The 13,076-nt window shown below is 68.1% G+C and carries 15 protein-coding genes; 6 read left to right on the top strand and 9 right to left on the bottom strand.

Going from position 1 to position 13,076, the window contains the following annotated elements:
• Window positions 1-6: 6 nt before the first annotated feature.
• The 3 genes from AC5P1C_RS35105 to AC5P1C_RS35095 all read left to right on the top strand — a co-directional run bounded on the left by AC5P1C_RS35105 (window position 7) and on the right by AC5P1C_RS35095 (window position 2,740).
• Complete coding sequence (locus AC5P1C_RS35105) at window positions 7-858, top strand: DUF4097 family beta strand repeat-containing protein (RefSeq protein ID WP_493870030.1); 852 nt, start codon at window positions 7-9, stop codon at window positions 856-858.
• An 80-nt stretch (window positions 859-938) separates the two neighbouring features.
• On the top strand, window positions 939-1,952 hold the full coding sequence (locus AC5P1C_RS35100; protein ID WP_493870077.1) for an ATP-binding cassette domain-containing protein: 1,014 nt from the start codon (window positions 939-941) through the stop codon (window positions 1,950-1,952).
• On the top strand, window positions 1,949-2,740 hold the full coding sequence (locus AC5P1C_RS35095) for an ABC transporter permease (RefSeq protein ID WP_493870029.1): 792 nt from the start codon (window positions 1,949-1,951) through the stop codon (window positions 2,738-2,740). Before AC5P1C_RS35100 ends, AC5P1C_RS35095 begins: the two co-directional genes overlap by 4 nt.
• A 123-nt stretch (window positions 2,741-2,863) precedes the next feature.
• On the opposite strand, the gene AC5P1C_RS35090 is transcribed toward AC5P1C_RS35095, so the two are convergent.
• The 5 genes from AC5P1C_RS35090 to AC5P1C_RS35070 all read right to left on the bottom strand — a co-directional run bounded on the left by AC5P1C_RS35090 (window position 2,864) and on the right by AC5P1C_RS35070 (window position 7,373).
• A complete protein-coding gene (locus tag AC5P1C_RS35090) occupies window positions 2,864-4,225 on the bottom strand; it encodes a dicarboxylate/amino acid:cation symporter (RefSeq protein WP_493870028.1) in 1,362 nt (453 codons plus the stop codon).
• Window positions 4,226-4,640: 415 nt separating this feature from the next.
• Window positions 4,641-4,931 (bottom strand): DUF4229 domain-containing protein, encoded by a 291-nt coding sequence (locus tag AC5P1C_RS35085; protein WP_493870027.1) that lies wholly within the window; start codon window positions 4,929-4,931, stop codon window positions 4,641-4,643.
• 106 nt (window positions 4,932-5,037) lie between these two features.
• Window positions 5,038-5,562: a GNAT family N-acetyltransferase gene (locus AC5P1C_RS35080; RefSeq protein WP_493870026.1), complete on the bottom strand. Its 525-nt coding sequence runs from the start codon at window positions 5,560-5,562 to the stop codon at window positions 5,038-5,040.
• Window positions 5,563-5,672: 110 nt separating this feature from the next.
• Complete coding sequence (mqnE, locus tag AC5P1C_RS35075) at window positions 5,673-6,836, bottom strand: aminofutalosine synthase MqnE (RefSeq protein ID WP_493870025.1); 1,164 nt, start codon at window positions 6,834-6,836, stop codon at window positions 5,673-5,675.
• 81 nt (window positions 6,837-6,917) lie between these two features.
• Complete coding sequence (locus AC5P1C_RS35070; protein ID WP_249588502.1) at window positions 6,918-7,373, bottom strand: Lrp/AsnC family transcriptional regulator; 456 nt, start codon at window positions 7,371-7,373, stop codon at window positions 6,918-6,920.
• A gap of 147 nt (window positions 7,374-7,520) precedes the next feature.
• Between AC5P1C_RS35070 and AC5P1C_RS35065 the strand changes: the two genes are divergently transcribed.
• Window positions 7,521-7,658, top strand: a complete 138-nt coding sequence (locus tag AC5P1C_RS35065; protein ID WP_493870024.1) for a hypothetical protein — start codon at window positions 7,521-7,523, stop codon at window positions 7,656-7,658.
• An 82-nt stretch (window positions 7,659-7,740) separates the two neighbouring features.
• Here AC5P1C_RS35065 and AC5P1C_RS35060 read toward each other — a convergent pair whose 3' ends face one another.
• The 3 genes from AC5P1C_RS35060 to AC5P1C_RS35050 are packed head-to-tail and all read right to left on the bottom strand — an operon-like array spanning window position 7,741 to window position 10,808.
• Window positions 7,741-8,415, bottom strand: coding sequence for a UbiX family flavin prenyltransferase (locus tag AC5P1C_RS35060; protein ID WP_493870023.1), 675 nt, complete (start codon window positions 8,413-8,415; stop codon window positions 7,741-7,743).
• Between the two features lie 9 nt (window positions 8,416-8,424).
• Window positions 8,425-9,348: a menaquinone biosynthesis prenyltransferase MqnP gene (mqnP, locus tag AC5P1C_RS35055; RefSeq protein WP_351174115.1), complete on the bottom strand. Its 924-nt coding sequence runs from the start codon at window positions 9,346-9,348 to the stop codon at window positions 8,425-8,427.
• Between the two features lie 2 nt (window positions 9,349-9,350).
• Complete coding sequence (locus AC5P1C_RS35050) at window positions 9,351-10,808, bottom strand: menaquinone biosynthesis decarboxylase (RefSeq protein WP_344519134.1); 1,458 nt, start codon at window positions 10,806-10,808, stop codon at window positions 9,351-9,353.
• 89 nt (window positions 10,809-10,897) lie between these two features.
• On the opposite strand from AC5P1C_RS35050, the gene AC5P1C_RS35045 reads away from it, so the two are divergent.
• Window positions 10,898-11,221 carry a PLD nuclease N-terminal domain-containing protein gene (locus tag AC5P1C_RS35045; protein WP_493870022.1) on the top strand — a complete coding sequence of 108 codons (324 nt, stop codon included), beginning with the start codon at window positions 10,898-10,900 and terminating at the stop codon, window positions 11,219-11,221.
• 2 nt (window positions 11,222-11,223) lie between these two features.
• The gene (locus tag AC5P1C_RS35040) at window positions 11,224-12,147 is read left to right on the top strand and encodes a LysR family transcriptional regulator (protein WP_493870076.1); all 924 of its coding nucleotides are present in this window, start codon (window positions 11,224-11,226) and stop codon (window positions 12,145-12,147) included.
• On the opposite strand, the gene AC5P1C_RS35035 is transcribed toward AC5P1C_RS35040, so the two are convergent.
• The gene (locus AC5P1C_RS35035) at window positions 12,080-12,997 is read right to left on the bottom strand and encodes a DMT family transporter (RefSeq protein WP_493870021.1); all 918 of its coding nucleotides are present in this window, start codon (window positions 12,995-12,997) and stop codon (window positions 12,080-12,082) included. The two genes, AC5P1C_RS35040 and AC5P1C_RS35035, sit on opposite strands and share 68 nt — an antisense overlap.
• Window positions 12,998-13,076: the final 79 nt, after the last annotated feature.

Here is a 13,076-nt window from a genome sequence, read left to right as displayed (position 1 = left end):
ACAGCCATGCCTTCTTTCGACACTCCGACCCCGATTTCGGCGACCGCCCACGTGGACGCCGGTTCCATCCGCTTCGCCGCAGGCGACCGCCTCGACACGGTCGTCGAGGTGCTGCCCCGCGACCCGAAGAAGGACCAGGACATCCGCACGGCCGACCAGACCCAAGTCACTTACGCGAACGGCGTACTGACCATCAGGACGCCCAAGCAGCGCTACCTCATCGGACGCACCGGCACCGTCGACGTCACGGTCGAACTGCCCGCCGGCTCACGCGTCGACGCGACCGGCGCCTGGACCCAGGTACTCGGCGATGGCCGGCTCGGCGACGTCCGGGTCAAGACCTCTTCCGGCGACGTCCGCCTCGACACGACCGGGCCCCTGCGCCTGACCGCATCCCACGGCTCGATCACCGTCGATCACGTCGAAGGCATGGCCGAGATCACCACCAGCTCCGGCAGCCTGCGCATCGGCACCGTCGACGGCCCCGCCGTACTGAAGAACACGCATGGCACCACGACCGTCGGCTCCGTGACCGGCCACCTGCGGGTGAGCGGCGCCAACGGCGACATCGACATCACCCGCGCCGAGAGCTCCGTCGCCGCCACCACCGCCCACGGAACCCTGCGTGTGGGCGAAGTCGCCTGCGGCACCGTCCAGTTGGAGACTTCCTACGGCGCCATCGAAGTCGGCATCCGCGAGGGCACCGCCGCTTGGATCGACGGCAGCTCCGACCACGGGCAGGTACGCAAGACGCTCACCGCGTCCGAGTCCCCGGCGAAGAACGAGGACACCGTCGAGGTCCGCGCCCGCACCCGCTACGGCAACATCGACGTCCGCCGCGTCGGCGCCGGCGCCTGAGCACCACCCCGCGTACGTACCACCCCAGCCCTCAAGCCCCCCTCGGCCTTCCAACGGAGCACTCCATGCCTTCACCTGTCATGCCCACGCCCGCTCCCACCCCCGCAACTCCCACACCCACCGCCGTCTCCGCCCTCGGCCTGCGCAAGTCGTACGGCGACAAGGTCGTGCTCGACGGCATCGATCTGCTCATCCCCGCCGGATCCGTGTTCGCGCTGCTCGGGCCGAACGGCGCGGGCAAGACCACCGCCGTCAAGATCCTCTCCACACTCATCAGGGCCGACGGCGGTGAGGCCCAAGTGGCAGGCCACGACCTGGCCACCGACCCGCAGGCGGTACGCCGCGCGATCGGCGTCACCGGTCAGTTCTCCGCCGTCGACGGCCTGATCACCGGCGAGGAGAACATGCTCCTCATGGCCGACCTGCACCACTTCTCCCGCAGCGAGGGACGCAAGGTCGCCGCCGAACTCCTCGCACGCTTCGACCTCACCGACGCCGCCAAGAAGCCCGCGTCCACCTACTCCGGCGGCATGAAGCGCCGCCTGGACATCGCCATGACCCTGGTCGGCAACCCGCGGATCATCTTCCTCGACGAGCCCACCACCGGCCTCGACCCCCGCTCACGCCACAACATGTGGGGCATCATCCGCGAGCTGGTCTCCGACGGCGTCACCGTCTTCCTCACCACCCAGTACCTGGAGGAAGCAGACGAACTAGCCGACCGCATCGCCGTGTTGAACAACGGCAAGATCGCCGCCGAAGGCTCCGCCGAAGAACTCAAGCGACTCATCCCCGGAGGCCACGTACGCCTCCGCTTCACCGACCCGGACGCCTACAAGTCCGCCGCCACCGCCCTGCGCGAAGTCACCACGGACGACGAGTCCCTGTCCCTGCAGATCCCCAGCGACGGCACCCAGCGCGAGCTCCGCTCCATCCTCGACTGGCTGGACTCCACCGGCATCGAGGCGGACGAACTCACCGTGCACACCCCCGACCTCGACGACGTCTTCTTCGCCCTGACCGGCGACACCACCCACCCCACCGTCCCCAACCAGTCCAACCAGTCCAACCAGTCCAAGGAGAACGTCCGATGAGCTCCCTCTCCCTCGCCGCGCGCGACTCCTCCACCATGCTGCGCCGCTATCTCCTGCACGCGCGCCGCTACCCGTCACTCACCCTGAACCTGCTGCTCACCCCGATCATGCTGCTCCTGCTCTTCGTCTACATCTTCGGAGACGTGATGAGCGCGGGTATCGGCGGCGGCGGGGCGAATCGCTCCGAGTACATCGCGTATCTCGTCCCGGGCATCCTGCTGATGACCATCGGCGGCACGACGGTCGGCACGGCCGTCTCCGTATCCATGGACATGACCGAGGGCATCATCGCCCGTTTCCGCACCATGTCCATCCACCGCGGATCCGTCCTCATCGGACACGTCGTCGGCAGCGTGCTGCAGTCGATCGCCAGCGTGGTCCTCGTGGGCGCCGTCGGTGTGGCCATCGGCTTCCGGTCCACGGACGCCACAGCCCTGGAGTGGATCGCGGCCTTCGGGCTGCTCGTTCTCGTCGCCCTGGCCTTCACCTGGATCGCGGTCGGCATGGGCCTGGTCAGCCCGAACGCCGAGGCCGCCAGCAACAACGCGATGCCGATGATCCTGCTGCCGCTCCTGTCCAGCGCCTTCATCCCGGTGGACTCGATGCCGGGCTGGTTCCAGCCCATCGCCGAGTACCAGCCCTTCACCCCGGCCATCGAGACCCTGCGCGGTCTCCTCCTCGGCACCGAGATCGGCAACAGCGGCTGGCTCACGCTCGGGTGGTGCCTCGCGCTCACCGCGCTCGGCTACTTCTGGTCGAAGTCGGTCTTCAACCGCGACCCGAGGTAACCGCCCCGCCCCCGGCCCCTGCGCCACAACCACCACCCACCCGTCACCACCCATGAGCGTGCCCCCGCACCCAAGACCTGGGTACGGGGGCACGGGGGCACGCTCACCACGAGCCGGGGGACATCAGGCAGCGGCAGGCACCGTCTGCGGCTCGTCGGCGGACCTGTCGAACCCGTCGAGCGGCGAGGCCGACGCGTTCTCGTAGGCCTCACGGTCGAGGATCTTCTCGCGGGCGGCGACGATCACCGGGATGGCCGCTTGGCCCGCCACGTTCGTGGCCGTGCGCATCATGTCCAGGACCGGGTCGATGGCGAGCAGCAGGCCCACGCCCTCCATCGGCAGGCCCAGCGTCGACAGGGTCAGGGTCAGCATGACCGTGGCGCCCGTCAGGCCGGCCGTCGCGGCCGAGCCGACCACCGAGACGAAGGCGATGAGCACGTACTCCTTGATGCCCATCTGCACGTCGAAGATCTGCGCGACGAAGATCGCGGCGATCGCCGGGTAGATCGCGGCGCAGCCGTCCATCTTGGTCGTGGCGCCGAACGGCACCGCGAAGGACGTGTACTCCTTCGGCACGCCGAGGCGCTCGGTGACCTTCTGGGTGACCGGCATCGTGCCGACCGAGGAGCGCGAGACGAAGGCCAGCTGGATCGCGGGCCAGGCGCCCTTGAAGAACTGCAGCGGGTTGACCTTGGCGACCGTGGAGAGCAGCAGCGGGTAGACGCCGAACATCACGATGGCGCAGCCGATGTAGATGTCGGCGGTGAACGTCGCGTACTTGCTGATCAGGTCCCAGCCGTAGTCGGCGATGGCGAAGCCGATGAGGCCGATGGTGCCGATCGGCGAGAGCTTGATGACCCACCACAGGGCCTTCTGGAGGAGGGCGAGCACCGACTCGCTCAGGTCCAGGATCGGCTGCGCCTTGTCACCGATCTTCAGTACGGCGATACCGGCGACGGCTGCCATGAAGACGATCTGCAGGACGTTGAGTTCCGTGAACGGCGTGACGACGTCCGTCGGGATGATCCCGGTGAGGAAGTCGATCCACGTACCCGCCTCGTCCGGCTTGGCGCCGTCCTTCGGGGTGAGGCCGGTGCCGGCGCCCGGGTTCGTGAGGAGGCCGATCGCGAGGCCGATGACGACCGCGATCAGCGACGTGATCATGAACCAGACCAGCGTCTGCGAGGCGAGCCGCGCCGCGTTGTTGACCTTGCGGAGGTTGGTGATCGACACCAGGATCGCGAAGAAGACCAGCGGGGCGACCGCCAGCTTCAGGAGCCCGATGAAGGTGCTTCCGACCTTGTCCAGGGTGGTGACGAGCCAGGACACGTCCTGGCTGCGGGCCAGCCAGCCGAGCAGGACGCCGAGGACCAGACCGCCGAGGATCTGCGCCCAGAAGGGCAGCTTCAGGAACTGGGGTATCCGGGAGCCGGACTTCGGCTGCTCGGCCGACGGGGCCGGGGATACGGGGGACTTCGCGGACACGGACACACTCCGGGTAATGGCAGGGGGGACGTGAGGGAGCGGCGACCGCGAAGGGTCAGACGGAACGGCCGTAACGGCGCCGCTGCAGTGCAGATGTCACTTGGTGCTTGTCGCTCGCGCGGTTCAACGACGGCAACGACAGGCCGCGGACATGCAGCGGCAGAGATCGACATGCAGGCGCGCCACGAGCGGAACGCTCATGGCGATGCGGTGCGCGGCTGCTGTCTTCATGGCGAACACGTTAACACTTGAACTTTGAGAACATCAAAGGTCTTGTTTGAGGTAGACGTGCCCAATCAGAGGGTGAGTCGCCCCTGGGACACAAGAAACCCCGGCCCTGGAGCAGGTGCTCAAGGGCCGGGGCCGTGAAGTCTCTGTGACGAACCTTACGAGCCGCAGGGGCCCGCGCGACCGGCTACGACTTGGCGCGCGCCGCGTCGTCGGCGAGGTCCTCCTGGGTGCGGTTCGCCTCCAGGTTGGCCTTCGTGCGCTCCACGCGCTCGACGACCTGGATCGATGCCCGGTCCCGCTCCCCCCGCAGCACCACGAAGCTGATGGGCGCGGAGACGACGAGCGCGAGCAGCAGCACCCAGAGGAGGTTGGAGTCCCCGAGGCCCTTCGGCAGGACCCCGACGTAGACAAGTCCCCAGACCGCGAAAAAGCAGCCCACGAAGACCCCGAGGCGCATCAGCGTGTAGCGGAGCATGTCAATCCACTCTTCCGTTCCGAAATTGGCCCGAGTAGGACGAGCCCCTCCAGTGAAGCATGGGAGGGGTCGCCTCCAGCAGGGGGGTGAGCCCTCTCGTGGACCCTCAGCCCAGCGGCAGGAACATGGTGATGTCGTCGCGGTCGTCGTCGGGGGCGACGCGGATCGCGCCGGGCACCCGCCCGACCTCCTTGTATCCGCAGGACTCGTAGAACCGGTCGACTCCCGTGCCGCCCCTGCAGGTCAGCCGGATCGCCTCGATCCCGTCGAGCCCGCGGGCGGCGTCCGCGGCGGCGGACATCAGATCCCGCCCGTATCCCTTGCCCTGGTGCTTGGGGTGCACCATCACCACGTACAGCCAGATCCAGTGCTTCATCAGGCGGTGCGTGTTGTACGCGAGGAAGGCGGTCGCGGCGACGGCACCGTCCTCGTCGTACCCGACGAGCAGCCGGGTGTCCCCCTCGCTCAGCTGGGCCAGGCGCTTGAGCCACTCGGGCCGTATGTCCTCGACCGTCACGGGCGGTACGAAACCGACGGCCCCGCCGGCGTTGGACACGTCGGCCCAGAGGGCGAGTACGCCGTCGCGGAGGGCGGGATCGATCGCCGGGTCCAGCCGGAAGGTAAGCGCCATAGGGCAAGATTAACCATTACCGGCCGCGCGCCTCAACCGTGTTCCGCATCGCGGACAACGCAGCGAGCCCCGGCCTCGTGAGGCCGGGGCTCGCTCGCGCGTGAGGTCCGTCAGACCCGCATCGCCTGCGGCGTCTCCCGCAGCGACAGGTCCGGACCCTCGTACTCACGGATCGACTCGTAGCGGGTGTTCCGCTCGACGGGGCGGAAGCCCGCCTCGCGGATGAGGTCGAGCAGGTCTTCCCGCGTCAGCTTGTTCGGCGTACCGAAGTCGTCCGCGTCATGCGTGATCTTGTACTCGACGACCGAGCCGTCCATGTCGTCCGCGCCGTGCTGCAGCGCGAGCTGCGTCGTCTGCAGGCCGTGCATGACCCAGAAGACCTTGACGTGCGGGACGTTGTCGAAGAGGAGACGCGAGACCGCGAAGGTCTTCAGGGCCTCGGCGCCCGACGCCATGGTCGTCCGCGCCTGGAGGCGGTTCCTGACCTTGCCGTCCTTCATGTCCACGAAGTCGTGCTGGTAGCGCAGCGGGATGAAGACCTGGAACCCGCCGGTCTCGTCCTGGAGTTCGCGCAGGCGCAGCACGTGGTCGACCCGGTGACGGGGCTCCTCGATGTGGCCGTACAGCATCGTGCACGGGGTCTTGAGACCCTTCTCGTGCGCGAGGCGGTGGATGCGCGACCAGTCCTCCCAGTGGGTGCGGTGGTCGACGATGTGCTGGCGGACCTCCCAGTCGAAGATCTCCGCGCCGCCGCCGGTCAGCGACTCGAGGCCCGCCTCGATCAGCTCGTCCAGGATGTCGGATGCCGACATCCCCGAGATCGTCTCGAAGTGGTGGATCTCCGTCGCCGTGAACGCCTTCAGGGACACGTCCGGGAGCGCCTTCTTGAGCTCGCTCAGGGAACGCGGGTAGTACCGCCACGGCAGGTTCGGGTGCAGGCCGTTGACGATGTGCAGCTCGGTGAGGTTCTCGCCCTCCATCGCCTTGGCGAGACGGACGGCCTCCTCGATGCGCATCGTGTACGCGTCCTTCTCGCCCGGCTTGCGCTGGAACGAGCAGTACGCGCACGAGGCGGTGCACACGTTCGTCATGTTGAGGTGACGGTTGACGTTGAAGTGCACGACGTCGCCGTTCTTGCGCGTGCGCACCTCGTGGGCGAGACCGCCGAGCCAGGCCAGATCGTCCGATGCGTAGAGGGCGATGCCGTCCTCACGGGACAACCGCTCACCCGCGCGGACCTTCTGCTCCAGCTCGCGCTTGAGCCCAGCGTCCATTCCCGGCCGCCTCTCCGTGTCTGTTCCGTCTGCTCTAAATGTCTGCGTAAAGCAGGCCTCGCCAACCGTACGCCTACCCGCCTAGCCCTCTTCCGGCAGCTCCCCGACCCGGTTCTCCCACTTCGTGGAGAGCACGATCGTCGTACGCGTCCTGGAGACGCCCTTCGTGCCGCTCAGCCTGCGGATCGTCTTCTCCAGGCCGTCCACGTCGCTGGCCCGGACCTTGAGCATGTACGAGTCGTCGCCCGCGATGAACCAGCAGTCCTCGATCTCGTGCAGGTCCTTCAGGCGCCGTGCCACGTCCTCGTGGTCGGCGGCGTCCGAGAGGGAGATGCCGATGAGGGCGATGACGCCCAGGCCGAGCGACGCGGAGTCCACGGTCGCGCGGTAGCCGGTGATGACGCCCGCCGCTTCGAGACGGTTGATCCGATCCGTGACGCTCGGCCCCGAGAGGCCGACGAGCCGACCGAGTTCGGCGTACGAGGCCCTGCCGTTCTCGCGCAGTGCCTGGATGAGCTGCCTGTCCACGGCGTCCATAGGTGCGATGCCTTTCATTATTCAGCGATACCGCGAGTCTATGTGTAGAATCTAAGGTGCAACAGGGTTGAACCCCTGTGAATCTTTCGGAATCTCCGCCGATCGGCGAGGATTCTTCAAACGGCACTTCACAACCAACACTCAGGAGTGAGTCACACCGTGTACTCGATCGAGATGGCCTACGCCCGGATGCGCGAGCTGCAGGACTTGGCCAACCGCTCGCGTGCGACTGTTGCGGCGGCGCCCAGGACCACCAAGAAGTCCCGGGGCGCCAAGAAGCGATAGTCCCGCCGCGGGAGCGCGGATCAGCGGCGGCTGGGCGTTCGTCGTGGCTGAGCGCGCAGCTCCCCGCGCCCCTTCGGGGCGCTCATTCCGCACGGGAAGCGCCTCCCAGGTTCCCTTCCCACCGGCGGTACAGCGTGTGCGGCACCCCCGCCGCATCCAGCGTCCGCCCCGCGACGAAGTCCACCAGATCCTGGATGTGCGTCGCCCCCGCGTAGAACGCCGGAGAGGCGGGCAGCACGATCGCGCCCGCCTCGTCCAGCGTCACCAAGTGCTTCAGCGTCTGCCCGTTCAGCGGCGTCTCGCGTACGCAGACCACGAGCCGGCGGCCTTCCTTGAGCGTCACGCTCGCCGACCGCTGCAGCAGATCCTTCGAGAGCCCGAGCGCCACCCCGGCCACGCACGCCGTGGACGCGGGCACGATCAGCATCCCCTTGGTCGCGTACGACCCCGACGAGGGCCCGGCGGCCAGATCCCCGGCCGCCCAGTACCGCACGTCGTCCACCGGTACGTCGAAGGTGCCCGGCTTCCCTTCGGCCCCGCGTCCGAGCCACTCCCGCAGGTCCTCCTGCCAGTGCGCGTCCCGGAAGGCGATGCCCGTCTCGTCGAGGATCGTCAGACGCGAGGCCCGCGAGACCACCAGGTCCACGCTCTCCCCGGCAGCGAGCAGCGCCCGCAGCACGGCGGCGGCGTACGGGGTCCCCGACGCCCCCGACACCCCCACGATCCAAGGCTTACGCTGCGTATCTCCTGGCTTCACGCTGTGAGCCTAGACGGTCAGGCCGCGCACCAGCAGATCGAGCAGGGCGCAGACGAAGAGCGCGATGCCGATGAAGCCGTTGACCTGGAAGAAGGCGCGGTTGAGCCGCGAGAGGTCATGGGGCTTCACGATGGAGTGCTCGTAGACGAACGCGCCCGCGACCACCGCGAGTCCGAGCCAGAGGAACACTCCCGCGCCGGTGTCCGCCGCGTACCAGACGAACAGGGCCGTGGTCACGAGGTGGCAGCCGCGCGCACCCCAGATCGCGTTGGAGATGCCGAACCGCGCGGGCACCGACATCACGCCGACCTCGCGGTCCGTCTCCACGTCCTGGCAGGCGTAGATCAGGTCGAAGCCGCCGATCCAGACGCCGACCGCGAGCCCGAGGATGACGGCCTGCCAGGACCACTCGCCGGTGATGGCGATCCAGGCGCCGACGGGGCCCATGGCCTGGGCGAGACCGAGGATCGCCTGCGGGAAGTTCGTGAACCGCTTGCCGTACGGATAGACCACCATCGGGATCACCGCGATGGGCGCGAGGGCCAGGCAGAGCGGATTGAGCAGGGCCGCGGCACCGAGGAACACGACGAGCGCGATCAGCGCGCCGGTCCAGGCGGACTTGACCGAGACGGCGCCCGTGACGAGCTCACGGTGGGCGGTCCTCGGGTTCCTGGCGTCGATCTCCCGGTCGATGATCCGGTTGGCGGCCATGGCGAACGTCCGCAGGCCGACCATGCAGATCGTGACCAGGAGAAGCCGGCCCCAGTGGATGTTCCCGTCCAGCTGGAACATCGCGGTCAGCGCGGCGATGTAGGCGAAGGGCAGGGCGAAGACCGAGTGTTCGATCATGACGAGGCGCAGGAACGCCTTGACCTTGCCGGGCGGGGCGGGCTCGGGCCCGAAGAGTTCGGGAGTCGCTGAATCAGCACTCATCTTTAGAGCCCGTACTCCTTCCAGCGGCGGTCGACCTTCGACGCCGTCTCCGGGTCGGACTCGACCATGTTCGGCCAGCCCCCGTCCCGTGTGTATCCCTCTTCGGGCAGCTTCTTCGTCGCGTCGATGCCCGCCTTGCCGCCCCAGAACTGCTGGTAGGAGGCGTGGTCGAGGTGGTCGACGGGACCTTCGGCCACCGTCAGGTCGCGGGCGTAGTCGGTGTTGCCGAGCGCGCGCCAGGACACTTCGTGCAGGTCGTGGACGTCGCAGTCCTTGTCCACGACGACGATCAGCTTGGTCAGCGACATCATGTGGGCGCCCCAGATGGCGTGCATGACCTTCTGCGCGTGCTTCGGGTACTTCTTGTCGATCGAGACGATCGCGCAGTTGTGGAAGCCGCCGGACTCCGGCAGGTGGTAGTCGACGATGTCCGGGACGATCACCTTGAGGAGGGGCAGGAAGAAGCGTTCGGTGGCGCGGCCGAGCGGGCCGTCCTCCGTCGGCGGGCGGCCCACCACGATCGACTGGAGCAGCGGACGCTTCCGCATCGTCACGCAGTCGATCTTCAGGGCGGGGAAGTCCTCCTGCGGCGTGTAGAAGCCGGTGTGGTCGCCGAAGGGGCCCTCCGGGAGCATCTCGCCCGGCTCCAGCCAGCCCTCGATGACGACCTCGGCGTGCGCGGGCACCTGGAGCGGGACCGTCTTGCAGTCGACCATCTCCACGCGCTTGCCCTGGATGAACCCGGCCAGCATGTACTCGTCCATGTCGCCGGGCAGCGGGGCCGTGGAGGCGTACGTGACGGCGGGCGGACAGCCGAAGGCGATCGCGACCGGCAGCTTCTCGCCCCTGCGGGCGGCCACCTGGTAGTGGTTGCGGCTGTCCTTGTGGATCTGCCAGTGCATGCCGATGGTGCGCTTGTCGTGGCGCTGCAGGCGGTACAGACCGAGGTTGCGTACGCCGGTGTCCGGGTCCTTGGTGTGGGTCAGGCCCAGGTTGAAGAAGGAGCCGCCGTCCTCGGGCCAGGTGAAGAGCGCGGGCAGCTTCTCCAGGTCGACGTCGTCGCCGGTGAGGACGACCTCCTGCACCGGCGCGTTGTCGGACTTCACCTTCTTCGGCGGTACGTGCGTCATCGCGCCGAGCTTCCCGAACGCCTCGCGCACGCCGACGAAGCCGTGCGGCAGCTCCGGCTTCAGGAGGCCGCCGATCTTCTCGCTGATCTCGCCGTACGACTTCAGGCCGAGCGCCTTCAGGAGGCGGCGGTCCGTCCCGTACACGTTCATCGCAAGGGGCATCGCCGAGCCCTTGACGTTCTCGAAGAGGAGCGCGGGGCCGCCGGACTTCTGCACCCGGTCGGTGATCTCGCCGACCTCCAGATACGGATCGACCTCGGCCTTGATGCGCTTGAGATCGCCCTCGCGCTCCAGTGCACGGAGCAGGGAGCGAAGATCGTCATAAGCCATGCGGTCAAGTATCGGTCACCGGCTACCCTGGCCCCGACAGCGGGGCCCGCACGCCGCCCGTCCTTCGTCGCTTGGGGAATCGCGCCAACATGCTCAGGTATCTGCCGTTCCTGCTGGTCCTGGCCGTGTGGATCTATGCCTTCATCGATGTACTGAACACTCCGGAGAAGGAGGTCAGGCATCTGCCGAAGGTGGTCTGGGTCATCATCGTGCTGCTTTTCGGAGAGGTCCTGCTCGGACCCATCGCCTGGTTCGTCACGGGCAAGGCGCGCAAGACGCCTGCCGCGGGAGCCGGCCGGCGCCCCGGGCGCGGCGGACAGTGGGTGGCGCCGGACGACAACCCCGAGTTCCTGAAGTCCCTCAGGGACGAGGATCCGGACGACAAGAAGCGGGACCGGGGCACGGAGGGCTGATGATGGAACTGCGGCTGCTCGTCACCTTCGAAAAGGTCGCGTCCGTACTCAGCTTCACGCAGGCCGCGGCCGAGCTGAAGTACGCCCAGTCCAGCGTCACGAGCCAGATCCGTTCCCTGGAGTCCTCGCTCGACGCCGAACTCTTCGACCGGCTCGGCAGCCGCATCCGTCTGACGGAGGCGGGCGAGCGCCTGCTCCCTTACGCCCGGCAGATCATCGAGCTGACGGACGAGGCGCGCTCCGCGGTCGTCGACGCCGGGGAGCCGAGCGGCGCGATCGCGGTCGGCACGATGGAGTCCCTGACCTCCTACCGCCTGCCCCCGCTGCTCGAACTCTTCCACCACCGCTACCCCAAGGTGCAGCTCTCCCTGCGCCCCACCCTGGGCGACGAGACCCGCCACGCGCTGCGGCAGGGGACGTACGACGTCGGGTTCCTGATGGAGCGGGAGACCGAGCACGCGGGCCTGGAGACCGAGGTCCTCGCCGAGGAGCCGCTGGTCCTGGTCTGCGCGCCGACGCATCCGCTGGCCGGGCACGGCGGCGACTCGCTCGCCACCGGCGATCTGGCGGCGGTGCAGCTGGTCGGCACGGAGCCGGGCTGCCCCTACCGCGATCTGTTCGAGGACGAGCTGCGGACGCGGAACGGCGCCCCGCCGCCCTTCATGGAGTTCGGCACGATCGAGGCCACCAAGCGAGGTGTCGCCGGTGGCCTCGGGGTGGCGCTGCTCCCGCGGATGGCGGTGCGCGAGGAACTGACCTCGGGGGTGCTCGTCGCGCTGCCGTGGGAGCCGCCGTTCGCGCTGCACACGCAGCTGGCGTGGCGGGCGGGGAAACGCCTTGCCTCGCATGTGCGGCTCTTCATCGACCAGTCGGTACGGCTGGTGCGGGAGCAGGCAGCGGAGACCGTGAACCAGCCACTGACTTAGGCGACTTGGCACGGTTGACTTTCAGGCTCGCAAGGACGATCAGCGGTACGCCGAGCGCCTGGACGAGGCCGATGTGGTGCCCGTAGACCGCCCAGTCGGCGACCATCGCGACCGCCGGGTACGTGAAGGCGAGTACGGCGATCTTGGCGGTGGGCAGCTTCGCGTACGCCGCGTACATCAGGACGTACATCAGGCCGGTGTGGATGACGCCGAGCCCGACGAGCCAGCCCCATCCGGCGCCCGTGCCGCTCATCGCGCCGAAGTCCGCGAAGGGCAGCAACAGCGGTATGCCGACGATGACTTGGACGAGGGCGATGAGGTGCGGGCGTACACCGGTGATGCGCTTGGTGACGAGCGTGGAGAGGCCGTAGAGCAGCGCGGCCAGGAGCGCGAGGCCGATGCCGGTGAGGGAGCCGAGGTCGCCGGGGCGCACTCCGGAGACGAGGACGAGCCCGGCGAACGCCGTTGCCAGCCACATTAGTTGATGCTTGGTCAGGCGCTCGCGGAAGATGATGGCACTGAGCAGCACGAGCAGGAAAGGCTGCGTGTGGTAGACGACGGTGGCCAGCGAGATCGAGGTCGCCTCGTACGCCTTGAAGAGGAACACCCAGTTGAAGACGATGAACGCGCCGCCGAGCGCCGCGAGTCCGAGCTTCTTCGGGGTGAGGCCGTGATCGCGGAAGTAGCCGCGGGCGAAGGCGTAGGCGCCCAGGGCGAGCGCGCCGAAGAGCACCCGGAAGAACACGACGTTGAAGGCCGACGCACCGGACTCGACGACGAAGATTCCGAGGGTGCCGGAGAGCACCATCGCTGCGGTGAGCTGGGCCGTGCCCTTGTTCTCTGAGGTCATGCCCATGAAGCTACGAGCGGACGTATGCGCTGGTCCACGAGCCAGTGGGGCGTCCTGCCGATGGGCTCATCGGCAGGGA

The sequence above is a fragment of the Streptomyces sp. A18 genome, assembly GCF_059026065.1.
The sequence above is the reverse complement of the archived record's forward strand: the minus strand, read 5'-3'. Positions and strand labels throughout refer to the sequence as shown.

Coding starts and splice junctions, on each gene's coding strand:
- AC5P1C_RS35035 (WP_493870021.1), bottom strand. CDS start 12,997: ATGACCTCAGAGAACAAGGGCACGGCCCAGCTCACCGCAGCGATGGTG.
- mqnE (WP_493870025.1), bottom strand. CDS start 6,836: ATGGACGCTGGGCTCAAGCGCGAGCTGGAGCAGAAGGTCCGCGCGGGT.
- AC5P1C_RS35105 (WP_493870030.1), top strand. CDS start 7: ATGCCTTCTTTCGACACTCCGACCCCGATTTCGGCGACCGCCCACGTG.
- AC5P1C_RS35080 (WP_493870026.1), bottom strand. CDS start 5,562: ATGGCGCTTACCTTCCGGCTGGACCCGGCGATCGATCCCGCCCTCCGC.
- AC5P1C_RS35085 (WP_493870027.1), bottom strand. CDS start 4,931: ATGCTCCGCTACACGCTGATGCGCCTCGGGGTCTTCGTGGGCTGCTTT.
- mqnP (WP_351174115.1), bottom strand. CDS start 9,348: ATGAGTGCTGATTCAGCGACTCCCGAACTCTTCGGGCCCGAGCCCGCC.
- AC5P1C_RS35095 (WP_493870029.1), top strand. CDS start 1,949: ATGAGCTCCCTCTCCCTCGCCGCGCGCGACTCCTCCACCATGCTGCGC.
- AC5P1C_RS35100 (WP_493870077.1), top strand. CDS start 939: ATGCCCACGCCCGCTCCCACCCCCGCAACTCCCACACCCACCGCCGTC.
- AC5P1C_RS35050 (WP_344519134.1), bottom strand. CDS start 10,808: ATGGCTTATGACGATCTTCGCTCCCTGCTCCGTGCACTGGAGCGCGAG.
- AC5P1C_RS35040 (WP_493870076.1), top strand. CDS start 11,224: ATGGAACTGCGGCTGCTCGTCACCTTCGAAAAGGTCGCGTCCGTACTC.
- AC5P1C_RS35045 (WP_493870022.1), top strand. CDS start 10,898: ATGCTCAGGTATCTGCCGTTCCTGCTGGTCCTGGCCGTGTGGATCTAT.
- AC5P1C_RS35070 (WP_249588502.1), bottom strand. CDS start 7,373: ATGGACGCCGTGGACAGGCAGCTCATCCAGGCACTGCGCGAGAACGGC.